Annotated in this window: 24 protein-coding genes and 1 riboswitch; of the genes, 23 read left to right on the top strand and 1 reads right to left on the bottom strand. The window is 37.2% G+C overall.

Annotation, left to right across the window (positions count from 1 at the left end):
* The first annotated feature begins 146 nt into the window (after window positions 1-146).
* The 9 genes from ACUN26_RS21630 (at window position 147) to ACUN26_RS21590 (ending at window position 10,668) form a co-directional block, all read left to right on the top strand.
* Window positions 147-2,528 (top strand): 3-hydroxyacyl-CoA dehydrogenase/enoyl-CoA hydratase family protein, encoded by a 2,382-nt coding sequence (locus tag ACUN26_RS21630; RefSeq protein WP_000486351.1) that lies wholly within the window; start codon window positions 147-149, stop codon window positions 2,526-2,528.
* Between the two features lie 21 nt (window positions 2,529-2,549).
* Window positions 2,550-3,722, top strand: a complete 1,173-nt coding sequence (locus ACUN26_RS21625) for an acetyl-CoA C-acetyltransferase (protein ID WP_001206331.1) — start codon at window positions 2,550-2,552, stop codon at window positions 3,720-3,722.
* A gap of 348 nt (window positions 3,723-4,070) precedes the next feature.
* Entirely contained in the window at window positions 4,071-5,855 is a 1,785-nt protein-coding gene (locus ACUN26_RS21620; protein WP_000416287.1) for an acyl-CoA dehydrogenase family protein, read from the top strand.
* A gap of 116 nt (window positions 5,856-5,971) precedes the next feature.
* Window positions 5,972-6,691 carry an MBL fold metallo-hydrolase gene (locus ACUN26_RS21615; RefSeq protein WP_000767046.1) on the top strand — a complete coding sequence of 240 codons (720 nt, stop codon included), beginning with the start codon at window positions 5,972-5,974 and terminating at the stop codon, window positions 6,689-6,691.
* 384 nt (window positions 6,692-7,075) lie between these two features.
* Window positions 7,076-7,789 carry a CPBP family intramembrane glutamic endopeptidase gene (locus tag ACUN26_RS21610; RefSeq protein ID WP_000048028.1) on the top strand — a complete coding sequence of 238 codons (714 nt, stop codon included), beginning with the start codon at window positions 7,076-7,078 and terminating at the stop codon, window positions 7,787-7,789.
* 151 nt (window positions 7,790-7,940) lie between these two features.
* Window positions 7,941-8,126 (top strand): hypothetical protein, encoded by a 186-nt coding sequence (locus ACUN26_RS21605; protein ID WP_001180553.1) that lies wholly within the window; start codon window positions 7,941-7,943, stop codon window positions 8,124-8,126.
* Window positions 8,127-8,139: 13 nt separating this feature from the next.
* Window positions 8,140-8,388, top strand: a complete 249-nt coding sequence (locus ACUN26_RS21600) for a spore coat protein (RefSeq protein WP_001002985.1) — start codon at window positions 8,140-8,142, stop codon at window positions 8,386-8,388.
* 293 nt (window positions 8,389-8,681) lie between these two features.
* A complete protein-coding gene (locus ACUN26_RS21595; RefSeq protein ID WP_000828231.1) occupies window positions 8,682-9,632 on the top strand; it encodes an L-lactate dehydrogenase in 951 nt (316 codons plus the stop codon).
* Between the two features lie 22 nt (window positions 9,633-9,654).
* Window positions 9,655-10,668, top strand: a complete 1,014-nt coding sequence (locus ACUN26_RS21590; protein ID WP_000666180.1) for a PTS transporter subunit IIC — start codon at window positions 9,655-9,657, stop codon at window positions 10,666-10,668.
* Between the two features lie 66 nt (window positions 10,669-10,734).
* On the opposite strand, the gene ACUN26_RS21585 is transcribed toward ACUN26_RS21590, so the two are convergent.
* Window positions 10,735-11,382, bottom strand: coding sequence for a phosphatase PAP2 family protein (locus ACUN26_RS21585; protein ID WP_000713778.1), 648 nt, complete (start codon window positions 11,380-11,382; stop codon window positions 10,735-10,737).
* Between the two features lie 143 nt (window positions 11,383-11,525).
* Here ACUN26_RS21585 and ACUN26_RS21580 point away from each other — a divergent pair, with 143 nt between their 5' ends.
* The 14 genes from ACUN26_RS21580 to sufU all read left to right on the top strand — a co-directional run bounded on the left by ACUN26_RS21580 (window position 11,526) and on the right by sufU (window position 22,602).
* Window positions 11,526-12,053: a hypothetical protein gene (locus tag ACUN26_RS21580; RefSeq protein WP_000826884.1), complete on the top strand. Its 528-nt coding sequence runs from the start codon at window positions 11,526-11,528 to the stop codon at window positions 12,051-12,053.
* Window positions 12,054-12,474: 421 nt separating this feature from the next.
* Entirely contained in the window at window positions 12,475-12,840 is a 366-nt protein-coding gene (locus ACUN26_RS21575; protein WP_000218973.1) for an arsenate reductase family protein, read from the top strand.
* Window positions 12,841-12,881: 41 nt separating this feature from the next.
* On the top strand, window positions 12,882-13,265 hold the full coding sequence (gene gcvH, locus ACUN26_RS21570; RefSeq protein WP_000026896.1) for a glycine cleavage system protein GcvH: 384 nt from the start codon (window positions 12,882-12,884) through the stop codon (window positions 13,263-13,265).
* Window positions 13,266-13,531: 266 nt separating this feature from the next.
* Entirely contained in the window at window positions 13,532-13,876 is a 345-nt protein-coding gene (locus tag ACUN26_RS21565; RefSeq protein ID WP_000640865.1) for a toprim domain-containing protein, read from the top strand.
* A gap of 3 nt (window positions 13,877-13,879) precedes the next feature.
* A complete protein-coding gene (locus ACUN26_RS21560) occupies window positions 13,880-14,188 on the top strand; it encodes a thioredoxin family protein (RefSeq protein ID WP_002039867.1) in 309 nt (102 codons plus the stop codon).
* A 153-nt stretch (window positions 14,189-14,341) separates the two neighbouring features.
* Window positions 14,342-14,686, top strand: a complete 345-nt coding sequence (locus ACUN26_RS21555) for a hypothetical protein (protein ID WP_000781225.1) — start codon at window positions 14,342-14,344, stop codon at window positions 14,684-14,686.
* A gap of 125 nt (window positions 14,687-14,811) precedes the next feature.
* A riboswitch (SAM riboswitch) is annotated at window positions 14,812-14,919 on the top strand.
* A gap of 309 nt (window positions 14,920-15,228) precedes the next feature.
* Window positions 15,229-16,254 carry a methionine ABC transporter ATP-binding protein gene (locus ACUN26_RS21550; protein ID WP_000601773.1) on the top strand — a complete coding sequence of 342 codons (1,026 nt, stop codon included), beginning with the start codon at window positions 15,229-15,231 and terminating at the stop codon, window positions 16,252-16,254.
* Complete coding sequence (locus tag ACUN26_RS21545) at window positions 16,247-16,912, top strand: methionine ABC transporter permease (protein ID WP_000359403.1); 666 nt, start codon at window positions 16,247-16,249, stop codon at window positions 16,910-16,912. The genes ACUN26_RS21550 and ACUN26_RS21545 overlap by 8 nt, the downstream gene beginning before the upstream one ends.
* Before the next feature lie 22 nt (window positions 16,913-16,934).
* Window positions 16,935-17,747 (top strand): methionine ABC transporter substrate-binding lipoprotein MetQ, encoded by an 813-nt coding sequence (gene metQ / locus ACUN26_RS21540; protein WP_000735098.1) that lies wholly within the window; start codon window positions 16,935-16,937, stop codon window positions 17,745-17,747.
* Window positions 17,748-17,822: 75 nt separating this feature from the next.
* Complete coding sequence (metQ, locus tag ACUN26_RS21535; RefSeq protein ID WP_000720650.1) at window positions 17,823-18,629, top strand: methionine ABC transporter substrate-binding lipoprotein MetQ; 807 nt, start codon at window positions 17,823-17,825, stop codon at window positions 18,627-18,629.
* Window positions 18,630-18,867: 238 nt separating this feature from the next.
* Window positions 18,868-19,653, top strand: coding sequence for a Fe-S cluster assembly ATPase SufC (gene sufC, locus ACUN26_RS21530; RefSeq protein ID WP_000929162.1), 786 nt, complete (start codon window positions 18,868-18,870; stop codon window positions 19,651-19,653).
* Window positions 19,654-19,668: 15 nt separating this feature from the next.
* Window positions 19,669-20,961 carry a Fe-S cluster assembly protein SufD gene (gene sufD, locus ACUN26_RS21525; protein ID WP_000152176.1) on the top strand — a complete coding sequence of 431 codons (1,293 nt, stop codon included), beginning with the start codon at window positions 19,669-19,671 and terminating at the stop codon, window positions 20,959-20,961.
* On the top strand, window positions 20,961-22,181 hold the full coding sequence (sufS, locus tag ACUN26_RS21520; protein WP_001020759.1) for a cysteine desulfurase SufS: 1,221 nt from the start codon (window positions 20,961-20,963) through the stop codon (window positions 22,179-22,181). The genes sufD and sufS overlap by 1 nt, the downstream gene beginning before the upstream one ends.
* Window positions 22,171-22,602 (top strand): Fe-S cluster assembly sulfur transfer protein SufU, encoded by a 432-nt coding sequence (sufU, locus tag ACUN26_RS21515; RefSeq protein ID WP_000009525.1) that lies wholly within the window; start codon window positions 22,171-22,173, stop codon window positions 22,600-22,602. Before sufS ends, sufU begins: the two co-directional genes overlap by 11 nt.
* Window positions 22,603-22,618: the final 16 nt, after the last annotated feature.

Here is a 22,618-nt window from a genome sequence, read left to right as displayed (position 1 = left end):
AAAATTTATTTCAGAAAATTTTATCAATAAATATATTGCGAAAATTTAAACAGTATCATATATTTATTAGTAGAGGCTCACTCATTGATTGCGACTTATGTCGAAAAATTGAATGAGCATTCATTCAAGAATAGGGGGAGAATTGGATGTTCCAAATTAAAAAGGCTGCTGTTCTAGGTTCAGGCGTAATGGGTTCAGGAATTGCGGCACACTTAGCTAATATTGGTATTCCGACATTATTGCTTGATATTGTACCACCTGCGCTAACAAAAGAAGAGGAAGCGAAGGGACTTACATTAGAACATAAAAGTGTGAGAAATCGTTTTAGTAATACGGCACTGCAAAAACTATTGAAGCAAAAACCAGCTCCTCTGACAGTGAAAGGAAATTTAGCACTGATTGAAGCAGGTAACTTAGAAGATGATCTTGAGCGTCTAGCTGATGTAGATTGGATTATTGAAGTAGTAGTTGAAAACTTAGATATTAAAAAGAAATTATTTGAAAGAGTAGATGCTGTTCGTAAACCAGGTTCTATTGTTAGCTCAAATACGTCAGGCATTTCCGTTGAAAAAATGGCAGAAGGTCGTTCAGACGACTTCCAGAAACACTTCTTAGGAACACACTTTTTTAACCCACCACGATATTTAAAACTTCTAGAGGTAATACCGACGAAAGAAACTGATCCACAAGTATTAAGCTTCATGAAATTATTTGGCGAAGACGTTCTTGGAAAAGGCGTTGTTATCGCAAAAGATACACCAAACTTTATTGGAAACCGCATTGGTACGTACGGCTTGCTTGTAACGCTTCAAGAAATGATTAAGCGCGGCTATAGCATTGGAGAAGTTGATTCTGTAACGGGTCCATTAATTGGTCGTCCGAAGAGCGCAACGTTCCGCACATTAGATGTTGTTGGTTTAGATACATTCGTACACGTTGCAAATAACGTATATGAAAACGTACAAGAAGAAGAGCGTGATGTATTTAAAGTACCAACTTTCATGCATGACATGCTTGATAAAAAATGGCTTGGAAGTAAAACTGGTCAAGGCTTCTTCTTAAAACAAGGAAAAGAAATTTTAGAATTAAATCCTGAAACGATGGAATACGAAGCGCGCAAAAAATTAAAAGCTGCATCCGTAGAGTTAAGTAAGCAAGAAAAAGGATTAGCGAATAAATTGAAAGCGCTTGTATACGCGAAAGACCGCGCAGGTGAGTTGTTATGGAATATCATCACACCAACTCTTTTATACTCTGCAAAGCTTCATAAAGAAATTGCTGACGATATCGTGGCAATTGATCAAGCGATGAAATGGGGCTTCGGTTGGGAGCAAGGACCATTTGAAATTTGGGATGCAATCGGCGTTGAAAAATCGATTCAAAAGATGGAAGAAAACGGCGTAAATGTACCAGCTTGGGTAAAAGAAATGGTAGAGAAAGGTTTTACTACTTTCTATAAACATGATAACGGCGATAGCTACTATTACGATAATGGTGAATATAAGCTAATCGAGCGTAATAAAAAAGCAATTTCTCTTAAACAATTAAAAGAGAAAAATGGCGTATTAAAGAAAAATAGCGGCGCGAGCTTAATTGATTTAGGTGACGGCATCCTTTGCTTAGAATTCCATTCGAAGAGCAATGCAATCGGTATGGATATTACACAAATGATTAACTACGCTGTTGATGAAGTAGAAAAGAATTATAAAGGTCTTGTTATCGGGAACCAATCGAAGAACTTCTGTGTTGGTGCTAACCTTGCAATGATTTTAATGGAAGCACAAGACGACAATTACTTTGAAATTGAGTTGGTTGTGAAAAACTTCCAAGATGCAATGACGAAAATTAAGTACTCTTCTAAGCCAGTTGTAGCAGCTCCATACGGTATGACACTTGGTGGTGGTACAGAAGTTTGCTTACCGGCTGCTAGCATTCAAGCTTCTAGTGAAACGTATATGGGCTTAGTAGAAGTTGGTGTTGGCTTAATCCCTGGCGGAGGCGGTAATAAAGAGCTATACATTAAACACTTAAATAAAATGCCAAACGGTGTAGAGTTTGATCTGCAAAAAGTTGCGAATAAAGTGTTCGAATCTGTAGCGATGGCGAAAGTTTCTACATCAGCACAAGAAGCTGTATCGAACAACTTCTTAGGCGATAAAGACGGTATTAGTGTGAATGGTGATCACTTACTATATGATGCGAAACAGAAAGCACTTGCTTTATATGAAGCTGGCTATAAAGCACCGATTCGTAAAAAGATACCAGTTGTTGGCGAAACAGGATATGCAACTCTTGTACTTGGTGCAGAAGCAATGCATTTATCTGGTTACATTTCTGAACATGATCTTCACATTGCGAAGAAACTTGCATATGTCATTGCGGGCGGAAAAGTGCCGTACGGAACAGAAGTTGATGAGCAGTATTTATTAGATGTAGAACGTGAAGCATTTATTAGCTTAGTAAGTGAGATGAAATCACAAGCAAGAATGCAGCACATGCTTGTAAAAGGAAAGCCATTACGTAACTAATAACGAGGGGAGATATCGTTCATGAGAGAAGCTGTCATTGTTGCGGGAGCAAGAACACCAATTGGAAAAGCAAAGAGGGGTTCATTAAAAACAGTTCGTCCTGACGATCTAGGGGCGTTAGTAGTAAAGGAAACGTTAAAGCGTGCGAATTATGAAGGACCAATAGATGATTTAATTTTCGGTTGTGCGATGCCAGAAGCAGAGCAAGGTTTAAATATGGCTCGTAATATCGGCGGATTAGCAGGGCTTTCTTACGATGTTCCAGCTATTACAATTAACCGTTACTGTTCTTCTGGTTTACAAAGTATCGCTTATGGAGCAGAGCGCATTATGCTTGGACACTCTGAAGCTGTATTATCAGGCGGAGCGGAATCAATGAGCTTAGTTCCGATGATGGGACACGTCGTTCGTCCGAATAGTCGCCTTGTAGAAGCGGCTCCAGAATATTATATGGGCATGGGACATACAGCAGAGCAAGTTGCTGTGAAATATGGAATTTCTCGTGAAGAGCAAGATGCATTTGCAGTAAGAAGTCATCAACGTGCTGCAAAAGCATTAGCGGCAGGGAACTTTGCTGATGAAACAGTATCTGTAGATGTGACGTTACGCTCGGTTGGATCAAACAATAAATTGCAAGAAGAAACAATCATTTTCGCACAAGACGAAGGTGTAAGAGCAGAGACGACGCTAGACATTTTAGGTAAATTACGTCCAGCATTTAACGTTCGCGGTTCTGTAACGGCTGGTAACTCTTCACAAATGAGTGACGGTGCAGCATCTGTACTATTAATGGATCGTGAAAAAGCAGTGAGCGATGGCATGAAGCCACTTGCGAAATTCCGTTCATTTGCAGTAGCTGGCGTACCACCAGAAGTAATGGGAATCGGCCCAATCGCTGCAATTCCAAAAGCGTTAAAACTAGCTGGCTTAGAGCTATCTGATATTGGCTTATTCGAACTAAACGAAGCATTCGCTTCTCAATCGATCCAAGTTATTCGTGAACTTGGTTTAGATGAAGAAAAAGTAAACGTAAACGGTGGTGCAATTGCACTTGGACATCCACTTGGCTGTACAGGAGCAAAACTAACACTATCTCTTATTCACGAAATGAAACGCCGCAACGAACAATTCGGTATCGTAACAATGTGTATCGGCGGCGGAATGGGAGCAGCGGGAGTGTTTGAATTACTATAAAAAAAGTGCAAGCGGCTCGTTCAGAATGTGAGGGGGATGGAGCTTCAGACGTAGAGGCGTTTTTTGCCTCGCAGGAAGAAGCGAAGCCACCGAACATTCTAGCCGCTGGAACTGGATTATAAAAAAAGTGGAAGTGGCTCGCTCAGAACAGGAGGGCGTTGAAAGCCCTGACGAAGAGGCGCTTTTTGCCTCACAGGAAGGGGTGAAACGACCGACTGTTTTAGCCACTGGAACTGGATTATGAAAAAAAGAATGGAAGCAACAAAGGTTTATAAAAAATAAACGGGAGAGCCAGTTTCTTTCAAAAAGAGAGAAGCGGCTCATGAAAATATGAAGGAGGAAATTTTCATGGAAAAAACAGTAGGAAATGCGGTTAAAGGCGGTAGCTTTTTAGTTGATGAGATTACGATTGATCAAGTGTTTACGCCAGAAGATTTTTCATCTGAGCATAAAATGATTGCAAAAACGACAGAGGACTTTATCGTAAATGAAGTTCTTCCAGAGCTTGAATATTTAGAGCAACATGAGTTTGATCGTTCTGTTCGTCTTTTAAAAGAAGCTGGGGAACTTGGTTTATTAGGTGCTGACGTACCAGAAGAGTACGGTGGAATTGGTCTTGATAAAGTAAGCTCAGCGTTAATCGCAGAGAAATTCTCTCGCGCTGGTGGTTTTGCAATTACTCACGGTGCTCACGTAGGTATTGGATCGTTACCGATCGTATTATTCGGTAACGAAGAGCAAAAGAAAAAGTATTTACCATTACTTGCAACTGGTGAAAAATTAGCTGCATACGCATTAACAGAGCCAGGTTCAGGATCTGACGCATTAGGTGCAAAAACAACTGCACGTTTAAATGCAGAAGGTACACATTACGTATTAAATGGTGAAAAACAGTGGATTACAAACTCTGCATTCGCTGACGTATTTATCGTATATGCAAAAATCGATGGAGAGCACTTCTCAGCATTTATCGTAGAGAAAGAATATGCTGGCGTATCTACAAGCCCAGAAGAAAAGAAAATGGGTATTAAATGTTCTTCAACTCGTACGTTAATTTTAGAAGATGCATTAGTACCAAAAGAGAACTTACTTGGTGAAATCGGTAAAGGTCATATTATCGCGTTCAACATTTTAAATATCGGTCGTTATAAATTAGGTGTTGGTACAGTTGGATCTGCGAAACGTGCAGTAGAAATTTCAGCACAATATGCAAACCAACGTCAACAGTTCAAACAACCAATCGCTCGCTTCCCATTAATTCAAGAGAAACTTGCGAATATGGCAGCGAAAACATATGCAGCTGAAAGCTCTGTATATCGTACAGTAGGTTTATTCGAAAGCCGCATGAGCACATTATCTGAAGAAGAAGTGAAAGACGGTAAAGCAGTAGCAGCTTCTATCGCTGAATATGCAATCGAGTGCTCTTTAAATAAAGTATTCGGTTCTGAAGTATTAGACTATACAGTAGATGAAGGTGTTCAAATTCACGGTGGTTACGGATTTATGGCAGAATACGAGATTGAAAGAATGTACCGCGATTCTCGTATTAACCGTATTTTCGAAGGAACGAACGAAATTAACCGCCTAATCGTACCAGGTACGTTCTTACGTAAAGCGATGAAAGGTGAATTACCACTTCTTCAAAAAGCACAAAAATTACAAGAAGAGTTAATGATGATGATGCCAGAAGAAGTAGGCGATGAGCCATTAGCACTTCAAAAATATTTAGTAACTAACGCGAAGAAAATCGGCTTAATGGTAGCTGGATTAGCGGCTCAAAAATACGGTAAAGCATTAGATAAAGAGCAAGAAATTCTTGTGAATATCGCTGACATCGTAAGCAACCTTTATGCAATGGAATCAGCTGTTCTTCGTACAGAAAAAGCAATTAAAACAACTGGTCTTGAAAAGAATAAACAAAAAGTGTTATACACTGAAGTATTCTGCCAAGAAGCATTCAACGAAATCGAAGCAGATGCGAAAGAAACACTTATCGCAGTTGAAAACGGCGACATGCTGCGCATGATGTTATCATCATTACGTAAATTAACTCGTCACACGCCACTTAACGTAATTCCGAAGAAACGTGAAATCGCTGCGAAAATTTTAGAAGATGAGCGTTATACAGTTTAATAGATGAAAAGGAACCAGTGGCCGTTTGGCTGCTGGTTTTTTTATTGATGGATTCTTGAAAAGGGTTGTTTTACATATGTATTTGTAAACAGCTCTTTTTCATGGAGGGATAGGAGATGAAGTTAATAAAAGTAGGAACAGTTCATCAAATCGCATTTTTACCGCGTCTATTTCCGATTAACTGTTACTTTGTCGAAGAAGAAACAGGATTAACGTTAATTGATGCAGCTTTGCCATTTTGTGCAAAGAAGATTTTAGAAGCGGCTCGAAAACTAGGAAAACCGATTACGAATATCGTTATAACACATGCACATGATGACCATGTAGGAGCGCTTGATGCTATAAAACAAGAACTGCCGAATGTTTCGGTCTATATTTCTGAAAGAGATGCTCGTTTACTTGAAGGGGATTTGTCACTGCAACTCGGAGAACCAGGCACGCAAGTAAAAGTGAGTGTGTCAAAAAGGATAAAGACGATTCCAGATATCCTTCTTCAAGAGGGAGATCAAATTGGTTCACTTGTAGCAATTGCAGCCCCAGGCCATACACCGGGATCAATGGCGTTTTTAGACACGAGAAATGATGCGCTCATTGTTGGAGATGCATTTCAAACGAGAGGAGGAGTGGCGGTAGCAGGGCAGTTGATGTGGCTTTTTCCGTTTCCTATGTTTGGTACGTGGGATGCAGAAGTTTCATTAAAAAGCGCTCAGAAATTGCTAGAGTATAAGCCGTCTATATTAGCGACAGGGCATGGGAAGATGATTAAAAATCCGTTAGTGCAAATGCAACGGGCGATTGAAGAAGCGGAAAGGAATTTAACTAGAAAGAGCCTTTAATTGTTTAGAGGCTCTTTTTTGCTAAATGATATTATTTTGTGGGTTTTAAGTATGTGTATATCGCTAATAGGAAACCGAAAAACATAAATATAAAAGGGTCTTGGCTTGGGTTAGGGTCATAGCTATCTTGCACCTTAGTAAGAAAATCATGTGTTTTCATGTTTACCTCTCCTTTTATTCATAAGGTTTAGTATGAAGTGGGGATCATGATGTGGAAGTAAGAAATTTTTATTTTATAATAATATAATTCCTAAAACTATAGAATACAAAGCGTTCATAATATGTAAAATTGCATATTATTCTTTTTGAAATTTTTGTTATATTATCCTTATATTTATATTAAAGGATTTTTGTTAAGGTAATGAAAACAAATGGAGGAATAGTATGAGTAAAACGGTGTTAGAAGCGTATAGTGTGGAAAGGAAAATAGATAATATAACATATAAAAATCTATTTGTAATGATAGCAATCATTTTAGGATTCTTACTTCTAGGAGGGTTATTCCTTGGTTTAGCTTTTGGGATTTATGGTGAGGAAGCGTTGCGTGATAATTTAGAAGGGTACTATTTCCTTTTATTAGATGCAGCTGTTGTTGCTATCGTTTTATTAGCTTATAAACCAGTTCTTCATTTTATTAAATATATTTGGGATTTATCCGTTTTGAAGAATGGGAAGACATATTTATATCTATTAATTGGTTTTATGGTTATTGCATTATCACAATATTTAATGTTACATGTGTTTAGTTTTGAAAGTGCAGCAGAACAACAGAAACAATTAGGGAGCTTAGGACTTCAAAATAGTCTACAAAGTATTATATATGTGTTAAGTGTTGCTATAATTACACCGGTTAAAGAAGAAATTCTATTTCGAGGTATTTTATATCGATTTTTAGAAAAGAAATATAATTTTTTAGTTGGTATCATTATTTCTTCCTTCATTTTTGGAATTCTTCATGGAGGTCTTCTAATTACGGCGACGATTATGGGGATTGTGTTTGCGATGTTATACAAAAAGACGCAATCTATTATACCTAGTATTATTTTACACATTGTATGGAATTTACTTGTGAGTATAAGTATGATTGTATCTCTATAAAATTGAACGAATATTTAGCATAAAAGATGGATGGCCTAGCTATGCATCTTTTATTTTGTTTATAGGTAGGAGAAGTTAATTCATGCATGTATATAATCCAAAAAGAACCAAATACTAATGACGAATGAACAAAGAAAGGCAGGAGTATTCCATGCAAAATTTAACAGAGCTTGAAGTAGAAAACTTACGTCATTTAATCGGTGGACACGCAACAATTATTAACAAGTTGGAGCAGTATGCACAGACGTGTACAGATCCAGAGTTGAAACAAATGCTACAAAAGGATGCGCAAGATGCACGAAATACGAAGCAACAATTAATGACTTTTTTAGGATAGGAGGAAGAGAGAAATGAATGAAAAAGATATGGTAAATGATTATTTAGCAGGATTAAATGCAAGTTTAACAAGTTATGCAAATTATATTGCTCAGTCTGATAATGAACAGTTACACCAAACATTAATTCAAATTCGTAATCAAGATGAAATGCGCCAACGTAATATGTATGAGTACGCAAAGCAAAAGAGTTATTACAAACCGGCAGCACCTGCGAATCCAATGATTGTGCAGCAATTAAAAGGCCAATTAAGTGCGGAATAATGGGATGAAAAAAACGAGCGAATGAAGTCGCTCGTTTTTTTGTTTTGTCCCGTAAAAGCCCAATGGATAAAGGTTGATTGAAGTTTCAATTTATATATGTCAATAAATACATAATAAATATTTTTTCAGTTGTAACAAATATGACGAAAATTAAATATAACAATTCACAAAAAGGACAAAAACTTTGCTCAATATTTCACAAAGTATCCATGGTTTCTATCGTGGGAATCTCTATAATTAAGAGTGTAAAGAACAAAAGAAATAGATTATATGATCAATTAGGAGAGATTGCTATGAAAAGAAATACAAGAAAAATTGCAATTATCGGTACTGGATTAGTTGGATCAAGTTGTGCATATTCCATTGTAAATCAAGGCATTTGCGAAGAGCTATTATTAATTGATATAAATCATGAACGTGCAGTTGGGGAAGCGATGGATTTATCACATTGCATTAACTTTACAAATACAAGAACAAAAGTATATGCAGGAAGCTATGAAGACTGCAAAGATATGGACATCGTTATTATTACAGCGGGACCAGCACCAAAACCTGGACAAAGTCGCTTAGATACTTTAGGAGCGAGTGCGAAAATTATGGAAAGTGTTGTTGGCGGCGTAATGGAAAGTGGATTTGACGGTATTTTCTTACTTGCATCGAACCCAGTTGATATTATTACATATGAAGTGTGGAAATTATCTGGATTACCTAGAAATCGTGTGATCGGTACTGGTACATCACTAGATTCTTCTCGCTTAAGAACAATTTTATCTGAAATGTTACATGTAGATCCTCGTAGTATTCATGGGTATTCATTAGGAGAACATGGTGATTCTCAAATGGTTGCTTGGTCTCACGTAACTGTTGGTGGAAAGCCAATTCTACAAATTTTAGAGGAGCAAAAAGAACGATTTGGTGAAATAGATTTAGATGAAATTGTTGAGAAGACTGCAAAAGCAGGATGGGAAATTTATAAACGAAAAGGTACTACTTATTACGGAATCGGAAATTCTCTAGCGTATATTGCGAGCTCAATCTTTAACGATGATCACCGTGTTATTGCTGTATCAGCCATTTTAGATGGAGAGTACGGTGAGTATGATATTTGTACAGGAGTGCCAGCTATTATTACTAGAGATGGTATGAAAGAAGTTGTAGAACTAAACTTAACAGAGGACGAAGAATCTCGATTCGCAAAATCAAACGATATTTTACGTGATTATATGAAAACAATTGGTTACTAACTTATAGGAGAAGGTGAAACAAATGAAGGAATATATAATGTCTCGTGTATTTAAAGCATCTGCTGGAATCGCACAAGGTATTTTCGTATCCCTCGGAATTGGTTTACTGATCGAAAATATAGGAAGAATTGTTGATATTCCATTACTTATTACAATCGGAGTTGTTGCAAAATCACTTATGGCACCAGCCATTGGTGCCGGCATTGCTTTTATGCTCGGTGCAAACGGTCTTGTTATCTTTTCAGCGATGGTAGCTGGAGCGATTGGTGCCGGATCCATTTCAATTACTGAAGCGGGTCTAATCATTAAAACAGGTGAGCCAATCGGTGCATTATTAACAGCAACTTTAGCTGTATATATCGGTAAACGTTTAAGTGGAAAAACTGCGTTAGATATGATGCTCGTTCCATTTGCGGCCATATTAGGTTCTGGTTTAGTTGGTATTTGGTTATCTCATAATATTACTCCTGTTTTAAATACAGTTGGAGCATTTATTAAAGATAGTTCAGCTGGTAGCCCGTTTATCGCTTCTATCGTCATTGCAGTAGTTTGGGGGCTATTACTTATCTCTCCAGCTTCATCAGCTGCATTAGCGATCGCACTTAGCTTAGATGGCGTTGCAGGTGGTGCAGCTCTAGCAGGATGCGTTGCTCAGTTTATCGGATTCTCTGTAATCTCAGCGAAAGAAAATAATTTAGGTGGCATATTAGCTCAGGCGCTTTGTACTCCGAAAGTACAGTTGCCAAACATTACTAAAAATCCAATGATTCTCGTCCCGACTGTCGTCGCTAGTGCGATAGTCGGCCCAGTATCGGCATTAATTTTCCAATTAGAAGCAGGGAAAGAAATCGCTGGTCTTGGATTAAGTTCTCTTATCGCACCAATTAATTTAATTTCCAGTCAAGGATGGGGAGTTCTTCCAGCTATGGCAATCACTTATATCATCATTCCAGTAGCTGTTTCTTATATACTTTACATTGCTCTTAAAAAAGCAGGTCGTATTCATTCTGGTGATATGACTGTACCGCAATCTTAATTTGAAAATCTCCTTAATAATAGATAAAAGCAGACTGAAGAAGCCACAGTCTGCTTTTTTGTTATGTTACATCTTATGATTTTGTTTTACTGGAATGCGTACTGTTTCTTTTGCTAATAAGAGCTGAACGCCGAAGTATAATATACTCGCGAGCGTCATTCCAGAAACAGCATCTACAAATGCATGTTGCTTCGTAAATAGTGTTGATAAAATGATAAGTGTACCGAAGAAAGTAAGGATATAATATTCAAAAGCATGTTGCTCTCTACGCTTAAAGGCAGCTAACATAATTACAAATGTCGTAAGAACGTGAATGCTAGGGAAACAGTTTACCGGTTGATCAATACTATAAATATAGCGAACTAGTTCAGAAAATACGTCTGTTCCAACGACAGTTGGACGTGGTACAGTTGTCTGCCAAAAATAATAAATAGAAAAACAAGCAAGTTTGCCAAGAATTACACTACTTAAAGTAACGTAATATTGCTTTCGATCAGCAAAGCAGTAATAAATAAGTGCGCCGTATAAGTAAGGAAACCAAAGTAAATAAGGAATAATAAATGCTTTTACAAATGGAATCCAATCATCTACTACAGTTGTGACATCTACTGCGTGAACAGTTGATTTATTTAATACGTCGTAAAGGGGACTTACGAGTACGAGTAGAAGTATATAACTTAACGGAAGAAAAGATGAAAGTTTAAATTTCTTCATGATAATCTCCTATGTTTAGTAATGTAGGTAAATTCAATTGATTATAATATAGAAACGTAAATTGGGCTATCGATTTTACTTACATTTTCTTGAATTAACCTTACGTTTTTGTCACTTGACTTAAAAGAAGGGGAGAGTGCTATATGAAGCGTTTATCGTATTTCTTATTTTTTATATTGATATGCCTAGTGAGTGCTGGGTGTGCAAAGGATAAAGAAGGAGAGAAATTAGAATATAACGGGAGAGCACTCGTAATTGGAGTTGTTGGAGAAAAACCGAAAGATACGTTTAGAAATATAAAGTTTGAAAGTGTAAAGCTAGAAGAGATGCAGGAGAAATCAGCAAAAGTTGATGGTTTTTTCGTTATGAAAGAATATTTTAAAGAGGCATCAAAGGAGCGGTATACGGACTTATTTTTATCGTTAAAGAAGCCAGTGTTTTTTATTGGCTTACAAGATAAACCATACTTAATTTTTACTGAAAAAGATTTAGATTATGACAATGCCCCAAAGGATAGAGCTATGATGTATACGCAAGGATTTGTAAATATGGGAAACCCTGAAGGACAGTATTGGGGTATGGGATTATATAAAGATACGGTTTCCAATCAAAATATTCATAATATGTATATAGTAGTGTTTCAAACAATTTCAGATTATTTAAGTCGATGATGGAGGAGGCCGTAAAAGGGGCTTCTTCTTTTTTGAATAAACGTTTGTTTAAGATGCATGTCCGGTAGGAAGAAATCGATGCAGTTTAAAGGCTCACATAAAAAAATAGGAAATTAATCAAACGTTTGTTTAAGATGTATGTTCGGTAGGAAAGAATTGATGCAGCACAAAGGCTCACATAGAAAAATAGAAAATTAATCAAACGTTTGTTTAAGATATATGTTCGATGCAGAATGAGAGAAGAATCGAAAAAAATTATATATTTATTTTTTTCTTAACAAATGGCGGAAAAATAAGAAAAATTCGCAGGATTATTAAAATTTATCACGAAATAAGTAAAAGTTTAGCGAATAATCGTTTGAAATAATAAAACGTTTTCTATATGATAAAGGTAAAGGTTAGTAAAAAAGTAGGTGAATTTATGACAGTAACATTTTATTCATATCCAAAGTGTGGCACATGTCAAAAGGCAAAGAAATGGTTTGAGGCAAACGATGTAGCATATGAGATGATTCATATTGTTGAAAATCCACCGTCAAAAGAAGATGTACGTAATTTACATGTAAAAAGTGAATTACCATTAAAAAAATTCTTTAATACAAGTGGAATGCGTTACCGCGAACTTGGTCTAAAAGATAAGTTGAAAGATGCAAGCGAAGACGAAATGTATGAGCTTTTAGCATCTGATGGCATGTTGATTAAACGTCCAATTGTAACAGATGGAACGAATGTAACACTTGGTTTTAACGAAGAGCAGTTTGAAAGTGTGTGGAAAAAGTACCAATAAGGTATTTTTACATAATTAATACATTCACTGGAGGTACAGTCATGAGCATTCCAAATAATTTACGTTACTCTGAAGAACACGAATGGGTAAAAACTGAAGGTAATGAAGTTGTAATCGGTATTACTCACTTTGCACAAGGTGAGCTAGGCGATATCGTATTCGTTGAACTTCCTGAAGTAGGTGCAACAATCGAAGCTGACGAGCCATTCGGAAGCGTAGAATCTGTTAAAACAGTTTCTGAATTATACGCACCTGTAAGCGGTAAAGTTGTAGCAGTAAACGAAGAATTAAGTGACCAACCAGAACTTGTAAACGAATCTCCATACGAGGGTGCATGGATGGTTAAAGTTGAACTTTCTGATGCAAGCCAAGTTGAGAAGTTATTAACTGCAGAAAAATATGCAGAAATGACAAACCAAGACTAATTTTAGTCAACTGAAGGACAGCCTTTGTGCTGTCCTTTTTATTTTGTGCTACATAATGAGTTGAAAAGCACATATATATGAATCAATTATCATGTGAGAGTACATTAATGGGAAATCTATTTAGTGAAGTTTCATGCTTTTTACAATCTAAACAAGCCGCTTCCGCTTTTCTTTTGCAAAAATAAACAGGAAACAACATGAAAATAACGAATATACTATATACTAAGTTAAAGGTTGTATAGTATATGGTGATCGGGTGATGACATATGATTTATGTAGAAAAAGTCATTATTGTAGAAGGTAAATCAGACAGAAGAAAGATTGAATCTATTATTCGTGAACCGGTGGAAATTGTTTGTACAAATGGTACAATTGGTTTGTCGAAAATGGATGAGCTCATTGATCAGTTTTTTGATAAGGACGTATATGTGCTAGTGGATGCTGATGATGCAGGAGAAAAGTTAAGGAAACAGTTTCGAAAAGAATTTCCGCAAGCAGAGCATATTTATATTGATCGCTCGTACCGAGAAGTGGCGACTGCACCTTCTTCACATTTAGCAAATGTATTATGGGGAGCTGACATTGACGTTTATACAGAATATTTACGGTAAGGAATGATAGAAGTGATTGACTGGACAGGAGCCGAAGCTACAGCCCTAATAGAGAATGAAGAAAAAACAGTGCTATATGTATATACACCGATGTGTGGAACATGCCAATTAGCAAAGAAGATGTTAACGGTTGTCGAGATGACGATTGAAGAGTTGAAAATTGGAATGTTAGATTTAAATTATGCTCCGCATTTAGCGAAAGAGTATGGAATCGAAAGTGTGCCTTGTTTACTTGTTTTTGAAAATGGGACACTCATGAAGAAGATATATGCATTTCATTCGGTTGAATATTTATATACGGAATTAAAGTAGGCGGCAAAGTTTTTGCCGCCTCGACATATTTCTTGGGAAATATGTCGACATGCGGGATGGATACAGTATTTGTCGAGCGAAAGTAACAGGATTGCTCTTTAGTGAGAGGGAAATGGTATGTAATAGAAAGTGATATGAAGGATGTGATTTAGGGTGAAATTATATTCTTTGCTTCAATCATTTGTAAATTACGCTAACGGTCAATATCATTTAGAACCGCTTTTAAGACAAGGAGAAAAAACTGTTAATTTCCGCTTTGGAGATGAAAGTTGTTCATTACAAATTTCAAGAGATTATATAGAATTGTCACAAGAGGCAAGAGGAACGGAACAAATTGTGTGCTTAGATGAAGAGGATGTAAAACAATTAGTGAACGGAAATGTAAGATTGCAAACGTTAATGAACGATGGACGTGTGCAATATTCGGGAACATATCGAACGATGCTATTAGTTGAATCGATGTTTCATATATGTAAACCGATGTCAGTAGGTGCTTAAAATTCTGAAGTTTCTTGTTTTGTGAAAATTCTTGTTGACATGACGTGTGGATATTGATACAATTCAATTCATAAAATATAGACAATTTCATAAATTACAAATCAGACGAAAATTAAATCTGATTTCTCTTATCAAGAGAGGTGGAGGGACTGTGCCCTGTGAAGCCCGGCAACCGTCAACTTATGTTGAAATGGTGCCAATTCCTGCAAAGCGAATGCTTTGAGAGATGAGAGAGAGGGATAATGTTGTTATATACGCATATAAACCTTTCTGCTTCTCTAAAGCGGAAAGGTTTTTTTGTTGTTTGAATGTGGAGGACATTCAAATAATAAGAGGAGCTATGGCGATAGATTACACGCATGAAAAATAAAAAAATTGCGGAGTCTATCCAAAGTTTTATGAAATCCAGCTCCAGCGGCTAGAACAGTCGTTCGTTTCATCCCTTCCTATGAGGCAAAAAGCGCCTCTACGTCAGGGATTCGGGCGTCCACTTGTTCTAAACGAGCCGCTTGCGCTTTTTACTTAAAAAAGGGGTGAACATCATGATCTTATTAGAAAATGTAAAGAAAATATATAAGGCAAAAAGCGGTGATGTCACTGCTGTAGATAACGCCAATTTAAAAATAGAAAAAGGCGAAATATTTGGTGTTATCGGATATAGTGGTGCTGGGAAAAGTTCTTTAATAAGGCTGTTTAATCAGTTAGAGAAACCAACTTCTGGCCAAATTACAATTGCAAATCGTGTCATTTCAGCAATTACAGGAAGTGAACTTCGTAAGGCAAGGCAAGAAATTGGAATGATTTTTCAGCACTTCAACTTACTTTGGTCACGAACTGTACGCGAAAATATCGCATTTCCACTTGAGATTGCAGGTGTTGATAAGGAGAAGAGAAGAAAACGTGTTGATGAGTTAATTCATCTCGTTGGATTAGAAGGAAGAGGAGACGCGTATCCATCCCAGTTAAGTGGTGGACAAAAGCAACGTGTTGGGATTGCTAGAGCGTTAGCTAACAACCCACAAGTGCTTTTATGTGATGAAGCAACGTCAGCACTGGATCCGGAAACGACAGATCAAATTTTAGATTTACTACTTGATATTAATAAGCGTCTCGGTTTAACAATTGTATTGATTACACATGAGATGCACGTAATTCGAAAGATTTGTAATCGTGTTGCGGTAATGGAGAAAGGGAAAATCGTAGAAACAGGTCCAGTACTTGACGTATTCCGTAATCCACAGCAAGACATTACGAAACGCTTTGTACAGCAGTTAACAGATTCTGAAGATACAAACGAAACAATTGAAAGTTTAATTGAAAAATATCCAGATGGCAAAGTAATTCGCTTGCAGTTTGTCGGCGAGGCTGTAGAAAGACCAGTACTTCAAAGATTAATGCAACGCAGTGATATAGAAGTTAGCATTTTGCAAGGAAATATCGCACAAACGAATAACGGTTCTTACGGAAGTTTAGTTGTTCATTTAAATGGTGAGGAAACAGCAATCCAGCAAGCGATAGAGGGAATACATCAAGATCAAGTAGAGCTGGAGGTGATTGCACATGGATAAGTTACTCGCAAATGTTGATTGGAATCAAATGTTAGAAGCGACTGGTGAAACGTTATATATGACGGCAATCGCAGCGCTTGCCACATTTGTTTTAGGACTCATTTTAGGATTGTTACTCTTTATGACATCGAAAGATAATTTATGGGAAAACAAAGCGGTTAATACAGGGATTGGAGCCTTTGTAAACATATTCCGTTCTATACCGTTCATCATTTTAATCATTTTATTAATTCCATTCACAAAGATTATCCTTGGAACAATTCTCGGGGCTAGTGCAGCATTGCCAGCTTTAATTATTGGAGCGGCACCATTTTACGCAAGAATGGTTGAAATTGCACTTCGTGAAATTGATAAAGGTGTAATCGAAGCTTCAAAAGCAATGGGGGCAAAAACAAGCACAATCATTTTAAAAGTGTTAATTCCAGAATCATTACCAGCGTTAGTATCTGGTATTACGGTAACGACAATTGCTTTAGTAGGCTACACAGCAATGGCGGGAGTTGTTGGTGCTGGTGGTCTTGGAACACTTGCTTACTTAGAAGGATTCCAGCGTGGAAATAACGATGTAACAATCGTTGCGACAATTTGTGTGTTACTAGTTGTATTTTTCATTCAGTGGATTGGTGATAGTGTAACGACTCGAATAGATAAAAGATAATGAAAACAGGAGGGTATTTCAAATGAAAAAATTATTACTTACAGCACTTATTTCAACTTCAATTTTTGGGTTAGCTGCTTGTGGCGGGAAAGATAAAGATGAAAAGAAACTAGTTGTTGGGGCTTCTAACGTACCGCACGCTGAAATTTTAGAAAAGGCAAAACCGTTGCTTGAGAAAAAAGGAATTGAATTAGAAGTGAAAAAATTCCAAGATTACGTGTTGCCAAATAAATCGTTAGCGGATAAGGAATTAGATGCAAACTACTTCCAGCACATTCCGTATTTAGAAAAAGAAATTAAAGATAAAAAATATGATTTTGAAATAGCGGGGAAAATTCATTTAGAACCAATTGGTGTATACTCTCAAAAGTATAAGAGCTTAAAAGAACTGCCAGACGGGGCAACAATCATTATGAGTAATTCCGTTACTGACCATGGACGTGGTTTAGCAATTTTACAAAAAGAAGGTATTTTAAAAATTAAAGACGGAGTAGATCCAGTTAGTGCAACTCCGAAAGATATTGCAGATAATCCGAAAAACTTAAAGTTCAAAACGGATATCGAGCCTGGTTTATTACCACAAGTGTATAACAATAAAGAAGGCGACGCTGTTCTAATTAACTCTAACTATGCAATTGATGCGAAATTAAACCCAGAAAAAGATGCGATTGCAATTGAAGGTAGCGATTCTCCGTATGCTAACATCGTAGCAGTTCGTAAAGGGGATAAAGATAAGAAAGAAATTAAAGCTCTTGTAGAAGTGTTGCATTCTAAAGAAATTGAAGACTTTATTACTAAAGAGTATAAAGGGGCAGTTGTTCCTGTAAAAGAATAATTGTTTGAAGAAGGGCTGGTGTATGCCGGCTCTTTTTTTCTAACTACATACCTATAGGGGAGAAGGGGATATCAGATGAAAAAGATTATACTGTCAGTTGTTACAGCGCTATCTGTATTTACATTAGCTGCTTGCGGGGGAAAAGAGGAAAATAAGCTTGTCGTTGGAGCTTCTAACGTGCCGCACGCTGTCATTTTGGAGAAAGCACAGCCAATATTAGAGAAAAAGGGTATTAAATTAGAGATTAAAAAGTTCCAGGACTATGTTTTACCGAATAAAGCGTTAACGGATAAAGAAATTGATGCGAATTACTTCCAACACATTCCATATTTAGATAAAGAAATTCAAGAAAAAGGATATAAAATTGTAAACGCAGGAAAAATTCATTTAGAACCAATGGGCATTTATTCTAAGAAATATAAAAGCTTAAAAGACCTGCCAGAGGGCGGAACAGTTATTATGAGTAATAACGTGGCTGAGCGCGGCCGTATGTTAGCACTATTACAAAAAGGTGGCGTTATTAAGCTTAAAGATGGAGTAGATGTTGTTAAGGCGACAGTAAAAGATGTTGTAGAAAATCCGAAAAACTTAAAGTTTAAAACAGATGTTGAACCTGGACTGTCACCGAAGCTGTATGAAAATAATGAGGGAGATGCTTTATTTATTAATTCAAACTATGCAATTGATGCGAAATTAAATCCAACAAAGGATGCAATTGCGATTGAAGGATCAGACTCTCCGTATGCAAATATTATTGCAGTTCGTAAAGGTGACGAGAAGAAAAAAGAAATTAAAGAACTGGTAGAAGTATTGCATTCAAAAGAAATTCAGGATTTTATTACTAAAGAATATAAAGGTGCTGTACTTCCGGTAAGTGAATAAACGTAAGGAAAGGACTGGGAATTTATCAGTCCTTTTTTCTTTATATATATAAGAAGAAAGGTGTATCATATAAGGATGCAAAGGAAATACTTATATACATTTGTGAAAAAATTGTTACTTTTTTTCGTCGTTTGCGATATCATTTTATTTGATATAAAATTAGAATGAGAATAAAATGAGAATATGAACGTTTTAGGAATTTTTAAAATGTATATATAGGATTAATGGAGGTATTGAGATGGCTGGTTCTACATTAACGGTTAAAGACTTACACGTATCAATTGACGGCAAAGAAATTTTAAAAGGTGTAAACCTTGAAGTAAAAGGTGGAGAAATCCACGCAATTATGGGACCTAACGGAACAGGTAAATCAACTTTATCTTCTGCAATTATGGGTCACCCAAAGTATGAAGTAACAGAAGGTAGCATCATCATTGACGGTGAAGATGTATTAGAAATGGAAGTAGACGAGCGCGCACAAGCAGGTCTATTCTTAGCAATGCAATATCCAAGTGAAATTAGCGGAGTTACAAACGCTGACTTCTTACGTTCTGCGATTAACGCACGTCGTGAAGAAGGCGATGAAATTTCTCTTATGAAATTTATCCGTACGTTAGATAAAAACATGGAATTCCTAGAAATGGATCCAGAAATGGCACAACGTTACTTAAATGAAGGTTTCTCTGGCGGTGAGAAAAAACGTAATGAGATTCTTCAATTAATGATGATTGAGCCAAAAATTGCAATCTTAGACGAAATCGATTCTGGTCTTGATATCGATGCGTTAAAAGTTGTATCTAAAGGTATTAACCAAATGCGCGGCGAAGAGTTCGGTTGCCTAATGATTACGCATTACCAACGTTTATTAAACTACATCACTCCAGACTTCGTTCACGTTATGATGAACGGTCGTATCGTTAAATCTGGTGGACCTGAGCTTGCACAACGTCTAGAAGCTGAAGGTTACGACTGGATTAAAAAAGAATTAGGTATTGAAGACGAAACAGCAGAGCAAGAAGCGTAAGAGAGGAGCATAAACATGACAATCGGTACATTACCTTTCGATCAAGAAACAATCCGTCAGCGCGCTAGCGAAGTAAACGAAGCTGCTTGGTTGACTGAGTTCCGCTTACAAGCTCTTGCACAAGCAACAGAACTTCCAATGCCAACGCCTGATAAAACGAAAATTGAAAAATGGGACTTTATCGGAAAAGGCGACGCTGCTAAGCAAGAGCCTGTAAGTTCTTTAACAGAGCTTCCAGAAGCAGTGAAAAACTTAATCGATGAAAATAACAGCGTATTAGTACAACGTACTGGTACAACTGCGTTCGTTTCTTTAGCAGACGAAGCAAAAGAAAAAGGTGTTATTTTTACAGACATCGTAACAGCTGCAACAGAGCATGCTGAACTATTACAAAAGTATTTAATGAAAGACGGCGTGAAAGTAGACGAGCATCGTCTAACTGCACTTCATGCTGCATTAATCAACGGCGGTGCATTCGTATATGTTCCGAAAAACGTTGTTCTTGAAACTCCACTTCAAGCTGTATTCTTAGTAGACGGCGAAGAAGCTAACGTATATAACCACGTATTATTCGTAGCTGATGCGAACAGTACTGCAACTTATGTAGAAAACTATGTTGCAAATGAAAATGCTAAAGGTATTGCAAATATCGTAGCAGAAGTAATCGTGGAACAAGGCGCACAAGTGAAATTCGGTGCGGTTGATTTATTAGCAAAAGACGTAACAACTTACGTTAACCGCCGCGGCATTGTAGGACGCGACGGCCGCATTGATTGGGCTCTAGGCCTTATGAATGACGGAAACACAATCTCAGAGAACGTTACGAACTTAATGGGCGACGGTTCATATGCTGATACGAAAACAGTAACAATTGGCCGTGGTAACCAAACACAAAACTTTACAACTAAAGTTGTTCACTTCGGTAAACACTCTGAAGGTTGGATTTTAAAACACGGTGTACAAAAAGATAGTGCAACATCTATCTTTAACGGAATTGGTAAGATTGAACACGGTGCATCTAAATCAAATGCACAACAATCTTCTCGCGTTCTTATGTTAGACGAGAAAGCTCGCGGAGATGCAAACCCAATTCTTTTAATTGACGAAGATGATGTAATGGCAGGTCACGCAGCTTCAGTAGGCCGCGTAGATCCGTACCAATTATACTACTTGATGAGCCGTGGTATTCCAAAACGCGAAGCAGAACGTTTAGTCATCCATGGATTCTTAGCACCTGTAGTAAATGAGCTTCCAATTGAAGGAGTAAAAGCACAGCTTGTTGAGGTAATTGAAAGGAAAGTTCGCTAATGAATATTCATGAAATACGCAAACAGTTTCCAATTCTTGATCAAAAAGTGAACGGCAAACAACTTGTTTATTTCGATAGTGCAGCAACTTCTCAAAAACCAATTCAAGTCATTGAAACGTTAGAACGTTACTATAAAGAATATAATTCTAACGTGCATCGCGGTGTTCATACGCTCGGTACGAAAGCTACTGACGCGTATGAAGGTGCACGTGAGAAAGTTCGCAAGTTTATTAACGCGAAATCAATGGAAGAGATTATTTTCACGCGCGGAACGACAACAGCATTAAATACAGTAGCGGCTAGCTATGGTCTTGAAAATGTAAAAGAAGGCGATGAAATCGTTATTTCTTACATGGAACACCATAGTAACATCATTCCGTGGCAACAAGTTGCGAAGAAAACTGGCGCAACTTTGAAATACCTTCCGCTTCAACTAGACGGTACAATTTCTTTAGAAGATGTTCGTCAAACTGTTACACCGAATACAAAAATCGTTTCTATTATGCACGTGTCAAACGTACTTGGAACGATTAACCCTGTAAAAGAAATCGGAGCAATCGCACATGAAAACGGTGCAATCATGATCGTTGATGGAGCACAAAGTGCACCTCATATGAAAGTGGATGTACAAGATTTAAACTGTGATTTCTACGCATTATCTGCTCATAAGATGTGCGGACCAACAGGTGTCGGCGTATTATATGGTAAGAAAGAATTGCTAAACAATATGGAACCAATTGAATTTGGTGGTGAAATGATTGATTTCGTAGACTTACAAGAATCTACGTGGAAAGAGCTTCCGTGGAAGTTCGAAGCAGGTACACCGATTATCGGTAATGCAATCGGACTTGGTGCGGCAATTGATTTCCTAGAAGAAATCGGTCTTCATAATATTGAAAAGCATGAACATGAATTAGCGCAATACGCTTTAGAAAGACTATCAGAAGTAGATGGCGTTACAATTTATGGTCCAAAGCATCGCGCTGGTCTTGTTACATTTAATATTGAAGACGTACATCCTCACGATGTAGCGACAGTATTAGATGTAGAAGGTATTGCGGTTCGCGCAGGACACCACTGTGCACAACCGCTTATGAAGTGGCTGAAAGCTTCTTCAACAGCACGTGCGAGCTTCTATTTATATAATACAAAAGAAGAAATTGATACATTTGTTGAATCGCTAATCAAGACGAAGGAGTATTTCACAAATGTCATTTAATAATTTAGATACGTTATATCGTCAAGTTATTATGGATCATTATAAGAATCCTCGTAACAATGGCGTGCTAGAAGATAGTGTTACAGTAAACTTGAACAATCCAACTTGCGGCGATCGTATTCAACTTACGATGAAAGTAGAAGAAGGTATTGTGCAAGAAGCGAAGTTTGAAGGAGAAGGATGTTCTATCTCAATGTCTTCAGCTTCCATGATGACACAAGCAGTAAAAGGTAAGAAAATTGAAGAGGCACTTCAGCTTTCTAAAATTTTCTCTGACATGATGCTAGGAAAAGAGTACGATGACAGCATCGATTTAGGAGATATTGAAGCATTACAAGGCGTATGCAAGTTCCCTGCACGTATTAAATGTGCAACATTAGCGTGGAAAGCGTTAGAAAAGGGCTTAAACGAAGATAAGTAATGTTAAAGGTTCCTAA

Source organism: Bacillus sp. WC2503, from assembly GCF_052682895.1.
This window is presented reverse-complemented; position numbering and strand designations above follow the sequence as displayed.